This window comes from Eubacterium sp. AF19-12LB (assembly GCF_003479125.1).
Taxonomy (GTDB): Bacteria; Bacillota; Clostridia; order Lachnospirales; family Lachnospiraceae; genus Eubacterium_U; species Eubacterium_U album.
This window is the reverse complement of sequence record NZ_QUGP01000004.1, coordinates 218,199-234,970: the sequence shown is the minus strand read 5'-3', so window position 1 is coordinate 234,970 and position 16,772 is coordinate 218,199. Positions and strand designations below refer to the sequence as shown.

Genomic DNA, 16,772 nt, shown 5'->3' with positions numbered 1-16,772 from the left:
TAGAATAAAGTGTACTAACTGTTCTCTCCCATTGATTTTTTTATAAATATATATTAAAATAAAGCAGTTAAAGACATAGCACATTGTGCCAGAATTTACATTAGTGAAGGAGAGAACGATGAAATTATCAAAATTAGTTGGCGACAGATTTAAAGAAAGACCTGCAAATTGTCAGATTGACAGTCATGCACTTATGGTTAGAGGAGGCTATATTAAAAATGTAGCAAATGGAATTTATTCACAGTTTCCGCCGATGAAGAGAATTTCACAGAAAATAGAAGCAATTATCAGAGACGAAATGGATAAGATTGATGGACAGGAAGTTTTATTCCCTGTTGCATTACCGGGTAGTCTTTGGGAAGAATCAGGAAGATATGAAAGTGTAGGTTCAGAACTCTTAAGATTTACAGACAGAACAGGAAGTAAGATGGTTCTTGGAATGACACACGAAGAAGCATCAGTTCAGTTAGTAAGAGAATACGCTAACAGTTATGCAAAATATCCATTTATGATTTATCAGATACAGACAAAATTCCGTGATGAGGCAAGACCTAGAGCAGGACTTATCCGTGTACGTGAATTTACAATGAAAGATGCATATTCATTCCATACATCACAGGAGGATTTGGAACAGTACTATCACAAGTGCTATGATGCATACTGCAGAATTTTTGCAAGATGCGGAATTCCTGAAGTAGCAGTTGTAAAATCTGATTCAGGTATGATGGGTGGAAATATTTCTCATGAATATATGCTTCTTACACCGGCAGGGGAAGATTCAATAGCAATTTGTCCTGAATGTGGATACAGTGCAAATGTAGAAGCAGCAGAATCAATTGTAGAAAATGAAAACAAACTTCCAAAAGAAGAATTGAAGGAAGTTCCAACACCTCATGCAGGAACAATAGAAGAACTTTGTGATTTCTTAAAAATACCTGCAGAAAATACTGCAAAGGCTGTTGTATATCAGAGAAATGAAGATGACACATTTGTTGTTGCGTTTATAAGAGGAGATTTAGATATAAATGAAGCTAAACTTACAAAGGTAGTAGGTTGTGACATTCATCCGGCTGATATTGTTGATGACAGTGTATTAACAGCAGGATTTATCGGACCTGTTGGTATTTCTGATAAAGTAACTGTGTTCTTTGACAGTTCATTAAAAGGAATTGATTATCTTGTAACAGGTGCTAATAAAGTTGACACTCATTATACAGGATTTAATGTTGAAAGAGACTGTGGAGATGTTGAATATTATGATTTGGCAAAAATTGCCGAAGGTGGAATCTGCCCACAGTGTGGAAAGAAAACAATTACAATTTCAAGAGGAATTGAAGTTGGTAATATATTCCAGTTAGGAACAAAGTATTCAAAGGCTATGAACTTTACATATACTGATGAAAATGGAGAAACACAGTATCCTATCATGGGATGCTATGGTATTGGTGTAGGTCGTATGGCAGCTTCAATTTGCGAAGTAAGACATGATGACTTCGGACCAATCTGGCCAATTACAATTGCTCCATGGCAGGTACACATTTGTTGCTTAAGAAGTGATGATGAAGAATGTAAGGCTTATGCAGATAATTTATATGAAACACTTCAGAATAAAGGCATTGAAGTAATATATGATGACAGAAAAGCAAGACCGGGAGCTATGTTCGCAGATGCCGATTTACTCGGAGTTCCTGTACGTGTTGTAGTAAGTCCAAGAAATATGGGAGAAGGTGTTGTAGAAATCTCAACAAGAGATAAGAGCATTCAGCAGAAGACACCTACAGCTGATGCAGTAACAGAGGTTGAAAACATTATTGCACAGTTAAAAGAACAGATTTATTCACATGTAAAATAGCATTGAGAAATGTAACTTGATTGTTAGTAATTAAAAAGGTTAGAATGATGTATAACATCATTTTAACCTTTTTTATATTATAGCTACTATGCTACATTTTACTTTTTTTATTGTGAATTAATATAGTTGATGATACAATAAATTTAAAATAAATGATAAATTGTATTGTGAAAAACATTAATAAATGACTTAATCTCTGAACAGAACCAGATTGATGTATCAGATAGAATCTGACATTTCAATATGATGTTGTTTGGGGATTTTTTTACAGGAGAATGTAATGAAATTCTAATGGTTGAGGAAGGAACAATGATGAATTTTAAAGAAAAATGTGAGCTGTTGACATATCTACAAGAAAAATCATACGTGGAAGATTTTGATGAAAAAGATTATAGTATATTAAGTGAATTATCTTATGATGAAGATGCCTATATTAGAGCTGTTGTTGCAGAAACTCTAGTAGAGTCTAGTGATGAAAAAGGCGAACAGATATTGTTACGATTAACTAAAGATCATGATTGGCTGGTAAGGACAGATGCATGCGATTCATTGTGCATAAGTGAATCTGTTGATACATATAATCTGTTAAAAGAAATTTGCAAAGAAAGATACAAGTGGTTTGGTGCGGGGATATGCAATATTGTCATTAGAAAATATTGCAAATATAATTAATAGGGAAAATGAGTTGATTGAATTTTTGGAAGAAAGGATAATAAAGGAAAAAGTTCAGTTTACAAGAATAAATACATATACTGCTTTATATAAATTGGGACGAGAGAAATATTTGAAAAATTTATTATCTATGTTTAATTCAAAAAAATATGAGAATAGACATTCGGTAGTTGAAAGTTTACATGAAATTTTTGATGATAGCAATAAAAATGAGATTATTACAGCCTTATTAGAGCATAAGAAAGTTGAAACAGCGGGGTCAGTAATTTATAGAATTAATGATATAATTGAGGAAATATTCTTAATTGATTTAAAGGAAAAGTCAGATGAGAAAGGCATTGATGAGAAAGATTTTTGTAGATTGAAAGAGATTTCAGTCGAGGGAAGTTGTAATAATAGAGGTCTCGCTGCTAGAGTATTAGTTAATTCGAATTTGAAAGAAGGAGAAAAAATATTGCAACGATTAGCTCATGATAATGATCTATTTGTGAGAATGGAAGCATGTGATTCATTATGTAATGGTAAATCCTTAAAAACCTATAAATTACTAAAGAATATAGGAGAAAAAGATACAAGTGGTTTGGTACGAGGATATGCAATAGCATCATTGGGAGATGTAGCGATTGAGATAAATCAGCAGCATGATTTAATTGAATTTTTGAAATGTAGATTGTTAAATGAAAAAGTTGAGTTTGCGAGAATATATATATTTAGTGTTTTATATAGTTTAGGTATAGAAGAATATTTAGCGAATTTATTATCAATGTTAAATTCAAAAAGATATCAAAACAGACAGACAGTAGTTGAAAACTTAAGTGAAATTGTAAATGATAGTAATAAAGAAGTGATACGTACAACATTAATTGAACATAAGAAAATTGAGACTAAATGTTCAGTTATTTCTGAAATTAATGAAGTACTTGAACAGATAGAAAGAGATTGGGATGAATAAAACAAGAAGTTATTATTTGGCAACGGTAATCTGTTTTGGTGGTCTTTTCCTGAAAATTTTGAAATTCCATAGCATAAATATAAAAGAATAATGAACTAAAAAAGGATTGATTCTATAATTTATATAGGTCCAATCCTTTTTTGTTATACAATTATCTTCTTCTGGCATATTTGCCTTTTTTCTTATTAGGATTAATCTTCTTTTGTTTTTTCTGAGTACATTCGCCAAAGAAATAAATAATTTTTCGCCCATTTTCTTTATAGTGTTCCTTTACGAACAAAAAGTATATGAAGAAAATTACTCCAATTATCATTATGTTAGGATTCTTATTCATAAACCAAAACATTAGCAATAAAGATACAATGGATAAAATAACAACAATATTAAAAATTGCTGACATAAAAGTAAATCCTTTTATAAAACATAAACCATCTTTTTCGATAATCTTACCAGTAAAAACATTGTTGATTGATGTAATAAAATCCTTTTGTTCATTGCCACTTATGTAATAAGTGCATAATTTTTTCTTTTCTTCATCATAAGAAACATGAACACCTGGTTCTTTACCTTCAAATGTCTCAATAGACCAATATCCGAAAGGCTCTTCGTCATTATAATGTTCTGCTTTTTTTAGTCGGTTTACCAAAGTGTTTAAGGGCATATTAGCCTCGAGATTTACGTATCGCATAAAATCACCTCATATCATTTAGTAACAAGTCGGTGAAGAATTATTAAATAAATAACACTTCGCCAAAACTTAATAAAGATTATAACATATTAAAGATGTCATGGTCAAAAAGTTTAAGCTCACATAAGTTTGATTATGAGTGAGTGAAAGAACTTTTGCCCCTGGCATCAAATTAAATTACAAGATAGCAAATTATACTTCAAAATATAACACGAAAAAAATGAAAACAAAATGAAAAAGATTTTCAAATTCGTTGACTAAAACAAAAAATAAGAGTAAAATGAAAAAGATTTTCAAATTGGATGATAATATAATGTACCAAATATATATATTTTCTGAAAGGCAGGAATATAAAATGAGTGGAAATAAAAATTATAAAACTAAACAGCAAAGTGCCATTATGGATTGTATAAAGACAAATGCTAATGGTTATGTAACAGTTAACGATATATGGAATTACTTAAAAGAACATAATTACTCAGTTGGACAGACTACAATATACAGACATTTAGATAAAATGGAAGAGGCAGGAATTGTAACAAGATTAAAAGTAGAAGGACAGGCAGGAGCATGCTATAAATATTTGAATCCTCAAGAAAAGATTGAAGATGGATTTTACATAAAATGCGAAGAATGCGGGGAGGTTACAAGAATGGAATGCCATCATTTAGAAGAAATATACAGACATATAGGTGATGATCATAATTTCCGAATAAATCCTAAAAAGACTGTATTTTATGGAAAATGTGAAAAATGTCAAAAGTCAGATAAATAGAGTTATATAAAAAACCGGAAGGCAGAAAGAATTATTGAATCTAATAAAAAAGCCGGAAAGCAGGTAAGCAGATTAATGAAAATGAAAAAAATATTAACAATTATCTTATCTATAATTGTGGCAGTATCGTTTAACGGATGTAAAGCTACACAGAATACAGAACCACAGGATGATGCAAGAATAAAGATAGTAACAACATTGTTTCCTTATTATGATTTTGTGAGAGCTGTTACAAAAGGAGTAGATGGAATTTCTATAACAATGACAGTGGCACCGGGACAAGATAGCCATTCCTTTGAACCGACTCCAAAAGACATAATAAAAATTGAAGATGCGGATTTGTTTATATATAATGGAGGCACTTTAGAAACATGGGTTGACTCTGTTTTAGGGGCATTGTCAAATGATGAACAGGTTATGCGAATGATGGACTATGTTGATGTTATGGAAGAAGAAACGGTAGAAGGAATGGATTTGAGATATGAGCATTCCCATGACCATAGTGAAGAAATGCATAGTCATAGTGAAGAAAGTGAGCATTCATATGACGAAGAAAGTGAACATTCACATGATGAAGAAAATGAACATTCACATGACGAAGAAAGTGAACATTCACATGATGACAAGGAATATGATGAGCATATTTGGACATCACCTGTAAATGCAATGAAGATGGTTGGGTATATATGTGATGAAATGATAAAGATTGACCCTGAAAATGCAGAAATATATAAAGCAAATGCGGATGAATATATAGGAAAAATACAAAACATTGATACACAGATAAGGAAAATTGTAAATAAGATGGACAAAAAAGAAATTATATTTGCAGACAAATTTCCATTATTATATTTTGCAAAAGAATATGGATTAAGTTATTATGCAGCATTTCCGGGATGTGCCGAAGACACAGAGCCAAGTGCAAGAACAATAGCGTTTCTTATAGACAAAATAAACGAAGATAAAATTAATAAGGTTTACTATTTGGAATTAAGCAGTAAGGCAGTGGCAAATACAATATGCGAAGACACAGGAGCAAAGGCATATGAGTTTAACAGTTGTCATAATATAACGGAAAAACAGTTTCAAAGTGGGGTTACTTATGTAGACCTGATGACAAAAAATCTTGAAGTATTAAAAAAATAGAGAGCAGGGATTGATATGATATTTGAATGTGAAAACGTAACGTTAGGTTATGAGAATAAAATAGTTACATCGAATTTATCATTTACAATTGATAAAGGAGATTATGTGTGTATTGTAGGTGAAAATGGAACAGGAAAAAGTACATTAGTAAAAACAATTCTTGGTCTTATAAAACCTCTTGAAGGAAAAATGAATTTAAAAGAAGGAAAGATTGGTTATCTTCCGCAGCAGACAATGATACAGAAGGATTTCCCGGCAAGTGTATGGGAAGTTGTATTATCCGGAAACTTAAATAATAAAAGAAAAATTCCATTTTACACAAAAGCAGACCGACAGGAAGCAATGAAAAATATGGAAAAACTTGGGATAACTAATTTAAAAAAGACATGTTACGGAGAACTTTCAGGAGGACAACAGCAAAGAGTACTTTTAGCTAGAGCATTATGTGCAATGAGCAATGTACTTATTTTAGATGAACCTGTTACAGGACTTGATCCTACAGCAACAAAGGAAATGTATGAATTAATAAAAGAATTAAATGTGAAAGACAATGTTACGATAATTATGGTAACACATGATATTGAAAATGCAGTAAATTATGCTAATAAAATATTGCATTTAGGACGAAAGAAATATTTTTACGGAACTGTAGAAGAATATGAAAAATCAAATACATCAGATGCTTTTTTAGGAGGTAATGAATAATGTCAGTAATTATAGAAATGATGTCATATCCATTTATGCAAAGGGCATTTATAGGTGGATTATTAGTGGCATTATGTGCTGCACTTTTAGGAGTGAGTCTTGTATTAAAGAGATATTCAATGATTGGAGACGGATTATCTCATGTATCATTTGGGGCACTTTCAATTGCGGTAGCATGCGGATTTGCACCAATAAAATTTTCAATACCTGTAGTAATTATTGCAGCCTTCTTTCTTCTTAGAATGGCTGAAAATGGAAAAATGCACAGTGATGCGGCAATTGCAGTTGTTTCAGCGTCAGCACTTGCAATTGGTGTAATTGTTACAAGTCTTACAACAGGTTTAAGCACAGATGTATACAGTTATATGTTCGGAAGTGTTCTTGCAATGTCAAAAGATGATGTGGAAATGAGTGTAATACTTTCGATTATCGTATTAACAGTATTTGTATTTTGCTATCACAAAATATTCGCAGTTACATTTGACGAAAATTTTTCAAAAGCTTCAGGAGTTACAGTAAATTTTTATAATACATTGATTTCTATCTTTACAGCAGTTACAGTAGTAATAGGTGTAAAAATGATGGGAGCGATGCTTATTTCAAGCTTAATAATATTTCCTTCCCTTACATCAATGAGAGTATATAAAAGTTTTTTAAGTGTAACAATATGTTCAGCTGTAATAGCGATGATTAATTTTATTGCAGGACTTATTGCATCATATGTATTATCAATACCGGCAGGTGCAAGTGTAGTAGTGGCAAATTTAATTATGTTTGTTGCGTTCATTATTGTTGGAAATATATTAAATGTAATTCGATTGAGAAAATATAGTAAATAAAATAGAAAAGAAAGGAAAGGACGAGCTATGGATATTCAGGTATTTTTAAATGGGTTAGATAAATTATTTGCAAAAAAGGCGATAGATGAGGTGGAGCCATTTTTAAATGAAAGTATGGAAAATGCAAAAAAAGAAAATGACAAATCAGCTCAGTTTACCATATTAAATGAAATGATGGGATTCTTCAGAGATACAAGTCAGTATGACAAGTCTATAAAAGCCTGTAATCAGTGCCTTTCTTTAATGAAAGAAATGAATATTGAAGGAACGGTTGATTATGCTACTTCTTTGCAAAATATAGCAAATGCCCATCGTGCTGCAGGTAAACTTGAACAGTCACTTATGTTTTACAATGAGGCAATGAAAATTTATGAGAAAAATATTGAACCAAATGATTTTAGAATGGCAAGCATAAATAACAATATAGCCCTTCTATATCAGGAAATGGGAGATTATGTAAATGCAGTAGCGCATTTGAAAATGGCATTGTGTATTATTGAACAACTAAGTGATTCCAGAATAGAGGTGGCAGTTACCCATTCTAATCTTGGAGCATCTTTGGTTCAGTTAGGAAGAATTGATGAAGCTGTAAAACATTTGAATAAAGCATTAGCACTTTTTAGACAGGATGAGGTAAAAGATTTTCATTACAGTGCCGCTTTATCAGCGATGGCATCATTAAAAGCTCAGATAGGAGAATATGAAGCAGCAGCTAAATTGTATGAGGAAGCCTTAGATGAGATAAGAATTAATATGGGCAAAGGAACTGCATATAAAATAACAGAAGGTAATTTACGACAGATTTACAGTATTTTAGGAGTTCATACAAATTTAGATTCAGATAAAATAGAAAATGGAGTTGAATTAAGCAGAAAATTTTATGAGACATATGGAGAACCGATGATTCACGAAAAATTTTCTGATTACGAAAATAAAATCGCAGTAGGTCTTGTTGGTGAGGGCTCGGAGAGGTTTGGATTTGATGATAAATATTCAAGAGACCATGATTTTGGTGCAGGATTTTGTATGTGGGTTAGCACATCTACATATGATGCAATAGGCAAAGAATTAGAAGAAGAATATGAAAAAATAATTTCTGAACACGAAGAAGAATTTATGAAAAAATATGGGTTCTTAAGTGAAAATGAAAAATTATATAAAACACCAACAGCTGATGGAAGATGTGGCGTATCAAAAATAGGTGATTTTTATGAAAAATATACGGGATATAAGTTACCACCAAAGACTGTAGGAGAATGGATAGAAATTGATGATTACAAATTAGCGACAGTAACTAATGGAGCTGTATTTAAGGATAATGAAGATAAGTTCTCAACAATAAGAAGTGAGTTCACAAACATTCCGGAAACAGTAAGAAGAGTTAAAATTTCAAGAGAATTAGCAGCAATGGCACAGACGGGTCAGAGCAATTACGAAAGGGCAATGGCAAGAAAAGATTTTGTTACTGCGAATATTTGTATTTCAGAATTTATGCAACATACAATGAAAATTGTTTATTTGCTTAACAGAAAATATGCTCCATATTACAAATGGATGCTTAAGGGAATGAAAGAACTGGAAATTTTGCCGGAGGTATCTGCGGTATTAAAGGCTTTAGCTGACTTGCCTGACCAAAGAGAAAACTGGGAAGATTATTCATATTCAAGTCGTGATAAGAACGAAAATGATATGAAAGTTGCAGCAATTGAAATAATCAGCAAGATGATAATAGAACAGCTAATTAAACAAAATATTATCGAAGAAGGCAGTTGCACAACAACATTTTTAAATGATTATTCAAGAATAATTATGGAGAATCTGACTTTGAAAAATAAAGAAAACGCATTTGACAGGGAAAAAGTAATAGATAAAATTATAGATTTGGAGTTTGAAGCATTTGATAAAGTACAAAATGTAGGTGGAAGAGCGGAATGTCAAAACAATTTTCCAATGTTTTACATTATGCGTAAAAGCCAGTATTTGACATGGACAGATGAAATGCTTTCATGCATACTTGAACTGTGGACGGAAAACAGGGAAAAAGGACTGAATATGATTACGGAAAAATATGCAAGGATGATGGAAAGCACTTCACCTGATGAATATGCTGAATTTGCAGATAAGCTTCCTAAAAAAACAGAGAAGACAAGAAAAATTGTGGATGAAATCGCAAAAATTCAGGTTGATTGGATGGAAGAGTTTTCAAAAGAATATCCAAAACTTGCAAATAATGCAAGAGACATAACCAGCGATTCTGATAATTTATATAACACATCTTATGAAACATATTTAAAAGGTGAGTTGTTGACATATTCAGAAAAATTATTAAAATTGTATGGGCAGTTTGTAATTAATCTTGCAAAAGAAGGCAAAAATCTTGCGGAAATGACAATAAAAAATACAGCTTTACTGTCAGGTTACAAATCGTTAGATGAAGCAGAGAAAAACAATTAGTATAAGGAATAAAAGTATGAGTTTTTTACCGGTATCAAAACAGGATATGATAGACAGAGGAATAGAGCAGTTAGACTTTGTCTATGTAATAGGGGATGCGTATGTTGACCATCCTTCATTTGGACACGCAATAATAAGCAGGGTTTTAGAATCTCACGGATATACAGTTGGAATTATTTCACAACCGGACTGGAAAGATGATAATAGTATTAACATATTAGGAGAACCAAGATTGGGATTTTTAGTAATGGGCGGAAATATGGATTCTATGGTTAATCATTATTATGTATCTAAAAAGCATAGAACAATGGATGCATATACGCCGGGTGGTGAAATCGGAAAAAGACCGGACCATGCAACGGTAGTATATTGTAATCTTATACGTCACACATATAAAAATAAGCCAATTATAATAGGCGGAATTGAAGCATCTTTAAGAAGAATGGCTCATTATGATTATTGGAGTAATAGTTTTAAGAGGTCTATTTTGTTAGATAGTCAGGCAAATCTCATATCTTATGGAATGGGTGAAAAATCTATTGTTCAGATAGCTGATGCCTTAGATAGTGGCTTAGACGTAAATGACATTACTTTTATACCGGGAACAGTATATAAGACAAAGAATTTAGATTCAGTATATGAACCGATTATTCTTCCAACTTATGAAGATATGAAAAATGACAAATTAGAATATGCTAAGAGTTTTAAAATTCAGTCTGAGAATACTGACCCATTTAATGGTAAAACTTTAGTAGAGGAATATCCGAATGGAAATTTTGTAGTACAGAATCCACCACAGGAGCCTTTAACTCAGCAGGAAATGGATGATGTGTATGATTTGCCTTATATGAGAACTTATCATCCGATGTATGAAGGAATGGGTGGAATTCCGGCAATTCAGGAAATACAGTTTTCGCTTATAAGTTGTAGAGGATGTTTTGGCGGATGTAGCTTTTGCGCACTTACATTTCATCAGGGAAGAATTATACAGACAAGAAGTCATGAATCAATTATAAATGAAGCAAAAAAAATAATTGAGATGCCAAACTTTAAAGGATATATACATGATGTAGGAGGACCTACAGCGAATTTCAGACATCCGTCATGTAAAAAACAGTTAAAATGTGGCGTATGTAAAAATAAGCAGTGTCTTTTCCCGGAACCTTGTAAGAATTTAAATGTAGACCATAAAGATTATTTGTCACTTCTTAGAAAATTAAGAAGTCTGCCAAAAGTAAAGAAAGTATTTGTACGTTCAGGAATAAGATTTGACTATCTTATTGCAGATAAGGATGATACGTTTTTTAAGGAATTGGTAGATTATCATATTAGTGGACAGCTTAAGGTTGCACCTGAGCATATTTCAGATAAAGTATTACAGAAAATGGGTAAGCCAAAGAATGCTGTCTATGAAAAATTTATAGATAAATATAAGAAATTAAATAAAGCTGCAGGAAAAGATCAGTTCGTAGTCCCTTATCTTATGAGCTCTCATCCCGGTTCAGATATGAAAGAGGCAGTAAAACTTGCAGAATATTTAAGAGATATAAATTATAATCCACAACAGGTTCAGGATTTTTATCCAACACCGTCAACAATGTCAACAGTAATGTATTACACAGGAGTTGACCCTAGAACAATGGAACCGGTGTATGTGCCTAAAAATCCACATGAAAAAGCAATGCAAAGAGCATTAATGCAATATAGAAATCCTGCTAACTATGAATTGGTAAAGGAAGCGTTGCAAATAGCAGGCAGAGAAGATTTAATTGGATTTGGACCGGAATGTCTTATCAGACCAAGACAATTTTCTAAGGAAAAACAGATGTATGGTAAGAATGGTGCAAATAAAAATAAAAGACAAAATAGTGGAAAGAATGATAAGGGTACAAATAGCAGAAATTTAAGAAACAAAAAAGGTGAAAAACAAAATAATAACAGCTCAAATGGTAAAAATACTAATAGGGATAAAATAAAGAAATTAGATAAAAGTAATAAAAAATCATTACAAAACAGTAGAAAATCACCAAAAAAAATAAAAAACGCACTAAAAAGTAAAAAAAATGTAAATAAAAGTAATAAAAAACAATAAAAAAGGTGGCTTGTTTAATGAATTTTTAGTATACTATAGTTTCGAGTAATATATAAAAAGATGCATGATATTAGTATCATCATCTGATATTATAGCTTTGCTATAAAAAATAAGAACAGGAGATAAAACATGGAAAAAAAGAATGAGTTTAAACCATTTATTCCTGCAGACAAAATTGTGCCTGAATTTACAGTGACATCTGTTATTCTTGGTGTTATTTTAGCAGTAATCTTTGGTGGAGCAAATGCCTACTTAGGACTCAGAGTAGGTATGACAGTATCAGCTTCGATTCCTGCAGCCGTTATTTCAATGGGTGTTATAAGAGTTATCATGAGAAAAGACTCTATCCTTGAAAATAATATTGTTCAGACAATAGGTTCAGCAGGTGAATCGTTAGCAGCCGGAGCAATTTTTACTATTCCGGCAATTTTTATCTGGGCATCAGAAGAAGGAAGTGGAATAAGTGAACCATCATTTATTACAATAGCCCTAATAGCACTTTGCGGAGGTATACTCGGCGTGTTATTTATGGTTCCGCTTCGTACAGCCTTAATAGTTGAAGAACATGGAGTTCTCCCATATCCTGAAGGAACAGCTTGTGCAGAGGTTCTTTTAGCAGGAGAAGAAGGTGGAAGGAAGTCAAAAGTAGTATTTTCAGGACTTGGAATTGCAGCATTATACAAATTTGTAGCTGATGGGTTAAAATTATTCCCAAGTGAAGTTGATTTTTCAATGCAGGGAAGTTACACATGTGGCATAGGTATGGATGTACTCCCGGCTTTATCAGGTGTTGGTTATATCTGTGGTATAAAGATTTCAAGTTATATGTTTGCAGGTGGTGTATTATCATATCTTGCATTAATACCGGCTATAGCATATTTTGGTGGAGACGCAGCCTCAAAGGTTGTCGACGATGCCGGAAAAGCAATTGCATTTAATCAGTTAGCACCGGGACAGATTTGGAGTAATTACATCAGATATATCGGTGCAGGTGCAGTAGCAGCAGGTGGTTTAATAAGCTTAATTAAGTCATTACCTACAATGGTTAAAACATTTAGTCGTGCAGTTAAAGGATTTGGTAAAAAAGGTGAAGCAGGAGATAGAACTCAGAGAGACATTCCAATGTCAGCAGTTCTTGGCGGAATCGTTGTTATAGCAGTAGCTATATGGTTACTTCCTGAAATACCGGTATCATTTGTAGGAGCAATTATTATTGTTGTATTTGGTTTCTTCTTTGCAACAGTATCATCTAGAATGGTTGGTATCGTAGGAAGTAGTAACAATCCTGTATCAGGTATGGCAATCGCTACATTAATTGTTACAACAGCTATCTTAAAAGCAACAGGAAGTACTGGTGCAAGTGGTATGGTAGCAGCAATCTCAATTGGAACAGTTATTTGTATCATAGCAGCAATGGCAGGTGATACATCTCAGGATTTAAAAACTGGATATATCGTAGGAGCAACTCCTGCAAAACAGCAGATTGGTGAATTAATTGGTGCTGTAGTATCAGCAATTGCCATTGGTGGTGTTATGTATCTTTTAAATGCAGCATGGGGATTTGGCTCAGAACAGATTCCTGCTCCACAGGCTACTTTAATGAAAATGGTAGTAGAAGGAGTTATGGGGGGAACATTACCTTGGGTATTAATATTTATGGGTGTGTTTATCGCAATAGTTGTTGAAATTCTTGGAATTCCTGTATTAGCATTTTCAATTGGTTTATATTTGCCAATTCATTTAAGTGCACCTATTATGGTTGGTGGTGTGATTAAATGGCTTATGGAAAATAAGAGAAAATATGCAAATGACAAAGAAAGAAAAGATTCAGTTGACACAGGCGTATTATATGCAGCAGGTATGATTGCAGGTGAAGGTATAATAGGTATTCTTCTTGCAGTTTTAGCGGTTGTAGGATTGGACAGTGTAATTGATTTATCATCAGTATATGGAGACGCTTTCCAGTCAGTAGGTAACTGGGTTGGATTAGTAGCATTTGTATTATTACTTTCAACATTATTTATCTTCACAAGACCAAAAAATGCAGTTGAAGTTGATGCAAAATTAGATAAATAAATTAGAAGCAAATTTAGAACAATAAAGCAAGGCACTGCTACAGAAAATGTGGTAGTGCCTTAAATAGTTAATAATTGGAGCGGCTATGAAGAAAGAAAATTATATTGATAATATTCCTAAAATAAATAAAAAATGGGAAATATTAGAAGATGGAATAGTTGAAGTTACAATAGAAAATAAAGGATTTTATAATACGTTGGCTCAGAAGTTATTTAAAAAGCCAAGATACAGTTTTATAAAATTAGATGAGTATGGAAGTTGTGTGTGGAAACAGATTGATGGTAAAAAAACAATATATGAAATTGGAAAAATATTAGAAAAAGAACATAAAAAAGCAGGAGCTCAGTTGTATGAAAGACTTGCTAAATATTTTAAAATTTTAGAAACAAATAAATATGTCGTATTTGTAAATGAGGAAGATAAATGAAATTAGTAACGGTAATTGTAGGAGTTTTATTATTTGCACTGGCTACAATGATTATTTATGGTTGGGGAATAGTAAAACAGAAAAATGAGTCACAGGATTTAATGAATCTTTTATTTAGCAAAGGTGAAAGTAAAGTAAAAAAATACTTAAAAAATCATGAGTACATTACAATAACAGATGTTGAAAAGTTAAGCGAAAATTTAGAAGCAAAACAGATATTTTCACCTAATAAAATAGTTGTAAAAGATAAGAAAGATTATGCAAAACAGCTTATGAATTATATGGTAAAAACAGGTCAGGTTGAAACAGAAGGAAACAGATATAAAAAGATAGGAAAACATTAAGACTTTGTGCTTATGTTATAATATGATGTTGGGGGCAAAAGCCCTTGACTTTGATGCCTATGTATTGTTAAAAATGTTAATGAAAAGCAGTTGAATTTGTGAAAATGTTAATAATATTAAAAATATCTCGAAATACTTTAAATTGTATTTTGTAATAGCATATTTTATATGGTATACTAAAGTATAAAAGTAAAAATACACGAATTAAGTGCTATATATGTACAGAGGAGGGTGTATCAATGGGATACGAAGAGTTGCAGGTGCGATGGATGTATTCAAAATTACCTGAAACTAAAGCAGAAGTTTTGAAACCACTATTACCACCTGAAAGTATATTACTAAACGTTGTTCTACAAAGAGGACGTTGGGACGAGTATGGTATATTGATGACAATAGATGCGACCTGTAAGGGAACCGCAGGATATCATGCAGCTTCGTTTTTTAAAGATTTTATTGTTATAACTGATGCCGGCATGAATCAGGAAAGAACTTTTGGTACAGGAAAGGTAAGAGGAATTATTCCTTATATAACTATAGAGAGATATGAAATTGCAAGTAATCAGATAAGTGAAGATTATACTGAATACTTTCTTGTTTTTTATATGAAAGACAAGAGAGAAAAGTTTTCATTCAGATTATTTGAAAAGAGAAAATATGATGATAACTTTAATTATCCATGGGAATTTACACCAAAAATGAACGGACGTGATATTAATTTCTATGACAAGGTAATGAAAGAAGTAATGGCAGACCCAATAGATTATGAAAGCAGGGCACATCTACTTTTGAAAGTAATGGGAATGCGTGAAGAAGGATTTACAAGAAAGTTCTTCGAACAGGAAATGGGTAAGTCGGAAGAGGAATTTTGGAAATCAGTTATGAAATTCCTTCAGGCTGAAAAAGAGGCCGGAAATAAAGAATTTGGAAATATTTATGATGAATACTCTAAGATAAGGGATGAGTCACAGAATTCAATTATAGAATTTAACAGAAGTATTAAGGAAAATCATCTTAGAGTAAAGAATATTGAAGAAGAAATGAGCAGACTTCAGGCAGAAATTCAGAATCTTGGAAGATTTTCTAAGAATATGAAGAATGAGAAACTTAAGCAATTAAGTGTAGACATGCAGATGATGCCTGAAATTACAAGAGAAAACGATGAGTTAAAGAGACAGATTGCAGAACTTAATGATAAAATTTATTCTGTAAGAAAGACTAAGCTTATTCAGGTATTTGAAACATTAGCTGCTGACGATGGAAATGACAAGGTTATTAATTGTGTATCAAATCTTATAAAAGCAACAGGAAAGATTTCTATTGAAGATTTGATATTTATAATAGACATGCTTGATTGGAAACATTATCCGCCAACAGAAACTGAGGCAAGAGCAGAGCTTACACCGCTTATTGCACAGGGCAAAGCAGTATATGAAAATGGTATTGTATATGATAAGTCAAGCATTGATGAATCATTACTTGAAGAAATTGAAGCAAGAAAAGATGAAATAGCTCAGGAAACATTTGACAGTTGTAGAGATAAGATTTATGACACAATATGTGCTCAGGTTATTAAGAGCAGAGTTGTAAGACGTCAGGCAATGGAAGATATGCTTAATCGTGAAATGATGGGCTCAATAGAATGTTTATCTGAGAAATTTAATCAGGAAATTATTGATATGCTTATTGATAATGGCGTAATGAAAGATATGAATAAAATTTTTGTTGCATTAAAATAGCAACTGGAAAGAAG

At 32.2% G+C, this 16,772-nt stretch carries 14 protein-coding genes; 13 read left to right on the top strand and 1 reads right to left on the bottom strand.

Annotation, left to right across the window (positions count from 1 at the left end; all coding sequences use genetic code 11):
- The first annotated feature begins 118 nt into the window (after positions 1-118).
- The 3 genes from DWX29_RS05785 to DWX29_RS05775 all read left to right on the top strand — a co-directional run bounded on the left by DWX29_RS05785 (position 119) and on the right by DWX29_RS05775 (position 3,476).
- Positions 119-1,852, top strand: a complete 1,734-nt coding sequence (locus DWX29_RS05785; protein ID WP_118565381.1) for a proline--tRNA ligase — start codon at positions 119-121, stop codon at positions 1,850-1,852.
- 309 nt (positions 1,853-2,161) lie between these two features.
- Positions 2,162-2,524, top strand: coding sequence for a HEAT repeat domain-containing protein (locus DWX29_RS05780; RefSeq protein WP_158574509.1), 363 nt, complete (start codon positions 2,162-2,164; stop codon positions 2,522-2,524).
- Positions 2,493-3,476 (top strand): HEAT repeat domain-containing protein, encoded by a 984-nt coding sequence (locus DWX29_RS05775; protein WP_118565379.1) that lies wholly within the window; start codon positions 2,493-2,495, stop codon positions 3,474-3,476. Before DWX29_RS05780 ends, DWX29_RS05775 begins: the two co-directional genes overlap by 32 nt.
- A gap of 151 nt (positions 3,477-3,627) precedes the next feature.
- Here the strand turns inward: DWX29_RS05775 and DWX29_RS05770 are convergent, their stop codons facing one another.
- A complete protein-coding gene (locus tag DWX29_RS05770; protein WP_117908662.1) occupies positions 3,628-4,164 on the bottom strand; it encodes a hypothetical protein in 537 nt (178 codons plus the stop codon).
- Between the two features lie 355 nt (positions 4,165-4,519).
- Here DWX29_RS05770 and DWX29_RS05765 point away from each other — a divergent pair, with 355 nt between their 5' ends.
- From DWX29_RS05765 to DWX29_RS05720, 10 genes are all read left to right on the top strand, one after another.
- Entirely contained in the window at positions 4,520-4,939 is a 420-nt protein-coding gene (locus DWX29_RS05765) for a transcriptional repressor (RefSeq protein WP_022089696.1), read from the top strand.
- Between the two features lie 81 nt (positions 4,940-5,020).
- Complete coding sequence (locus DWX29_RS05760) at positions 5,021-6,085, top strand: metal ABC transporter substrate-binding protein (protein WP_158574508.1); 1,065 nt, start codon at positions 5,021-5,023, stop codon at positions 6,083-6,085.
- A gap of 15 nt (positions 6,086-6,100) precedes the next feature.
- Positions 6,101-6,790 (top strand): metal ABC transporter ATP-binding protein, encoded by a 690-nt coding sequence (locus DWX29_RS05755; protein WP_022089698.1) that lies wholly within the window; start codon positions 6,101-6,103, stop codon positions 6,788-6,790.
- Positions 6,790-7,629, top strand: coding sequence for a metal ABC transporter permease (locus tag DWX29_RS05750; protein WP_022089699.1), 840 nt, complete (start codon positions 6,790-6,792; stop codon positions 7,627-7,629). Before DWX29_RS05755 ends, DWX29_RS05750 begins: the two co-directional genes overlap by 1 nt.
- A 27-nt stretch (positions 7,630-7,656) precedes the next feature.
- Positions 7,657-10,083, top strand: coding sequence for a DUF4125 family protein (locus DWX29_RS05745; protein WP_118565376.1), 2,427 nt, complete (start codon positions 7,657-7,659; stop codon positions 10,081-10,083).
- A gap of 16 nt (positions 10,084-10,099) precedes the next feature.
- Entirely contained in the window at positions 10,100-12,175 is a 2,076-nt protein-coding gene (locus DWX29_RS05740; protein WP_243053237.1) for a YgiQ family radical SAM protein, read from the top strand.
- A 129-nt stretch (positions 12,176-12,304) separates the two neighbouring features.
- On the top strand, positions 12,305-14,251 hold the full coding sequence (locus DWX29_RS05735) for an oligopeptide transporter, OPT family (RefSeq protein WP_118565374.1): 1,947 nt from the start codon (positions 12,305-12,307) through the stop codon (positions 14,249-14,251).
- A gap of 85 nt (positions 14,252-14,336) precedes the next feature.
- Entirely contained in the window at positions 14,337-14,678 is a 342-nt protein-coding gene (locus DWX29_RS05730) for a PqqD family protein (protein WP_022089703.1), read from the top strand.
- The gene (locus DWX29_RS05725; RefSeq protein WP_118565373.1) at positions 14,675-15,022 is read left to right on the top strand and encodes a hypothetical protein; all 348 of its coding nucleotides are present in this window, start codon (positions 14,675-14,677) and stop codon (positions 15,020-15,022) included. The genes DWX29_RS05730 and DWX29_RS05725 overlap by 4 nt, the downstream gene beginning before the upstream one ends.
- Before the next feature lie 239 nt (positions 15,023-15,261).
- Positions 15,262-16,758: a hypothetical protein gene (locus DWX29_RS05720; protein WP_118565372.1), complete on the top strand. Its 1,497-nt coding sequence runs from the start codon at positions 15,262-15,264 to the stop codon at positions 16,756-16,758.
- Positions 16,759-16,772 lie beyond the last annotated feature (14 nt).

Bases quoted from the DNA above. Each gene is read 5' to 3' on its own strand.
- DWX29_RS05785 (WP_118565381.1), top strand. From the start codon at position 119: ATGAAATTATCAAAATTAGTTGGCGACAGATTTAAAGAAAGACCTGCA.
- DWX29_RS05780 (WP_158574509.1), top strand. From the start codon at position 2,162: ATGATGAATTTTAAAGAAAAATGTGAGCTGTTGACATATCTACAAGAA.
- DWX29_RS05770 (WP_117908662.1), bottom strand. From the start codon at position 4,164: ATGCGATACGTAAATCTCGAGGCTAATATGCCCTTAAACACTTTGGTA.
- DWX29_RS05765 (WP_022089696.1), top strand. From the start codon at position 4,520: ATGAGTGGAAATAAAAATTATAAAACTAAACAGCAAAGTGCCATTATG.
- DWX29_RS05760 (WP_158574508.1), top strand. From the start codon at position 5,021: ATGAAAAAAATATTAACAATTATCTTATCTATAATTGTGGCAGTATCG.
- DWX29_RS05755 (WP_022089698.1), top strand. From the start codon at position 6,101: ATGATATTTGAATGTGAAAACGTAACGTTAGGTTATGAGAATAAAATA.
- DWX29_RS05750 (WP_022089699.1), top strand. From the start codon at position 6,790: ATGTCAGTAATTATAGAAATGATGTCATATCCATTTATGCAAAGGGCA.
- DWX29_RS05745 (WP_118565376.1), top strand. From the start codon at position 7,657: ATGGATATTCAGGTATTTTTAAATGGGTTAGATAAATTATTTGCAAAA.
- DWX29_RS05740 (WP_243053237.1), top strand. From the start codon at position 10,100: ATGAGTTTTTTACCGGTATCAAAACAGGATATGATAGACAGAGGAATA.
- DWX29_RS05735 (WP_118565374.1), top strand. From the start codon at position 12,305: ATGGAAAAAAAGAATGAGTTTAAACCATTTATTCCTGCAGACAAAATT.
- DWX29_RS05730 (WP_022089703.1), top strand. From the start codon at position 14,337: ATGAAGAAAGAAAATTATATTGATAATATTCCTAAAATAAATAAAAAA.
- DWX29_RS05725 (WP_118565373.1), top strand. From the start codon at position 14,675: ATGAAATTAGTAACGGTAATTGTAGGAGTTTTATTATTTGCACTGGCT.
- DWX29_RS05720 (WP_118565372.1), top strand. From the start codon at position 15,262: ATGGGATACGAAGAGTTGCAGGTGCGATGGATGTATTCAAAATTACCT.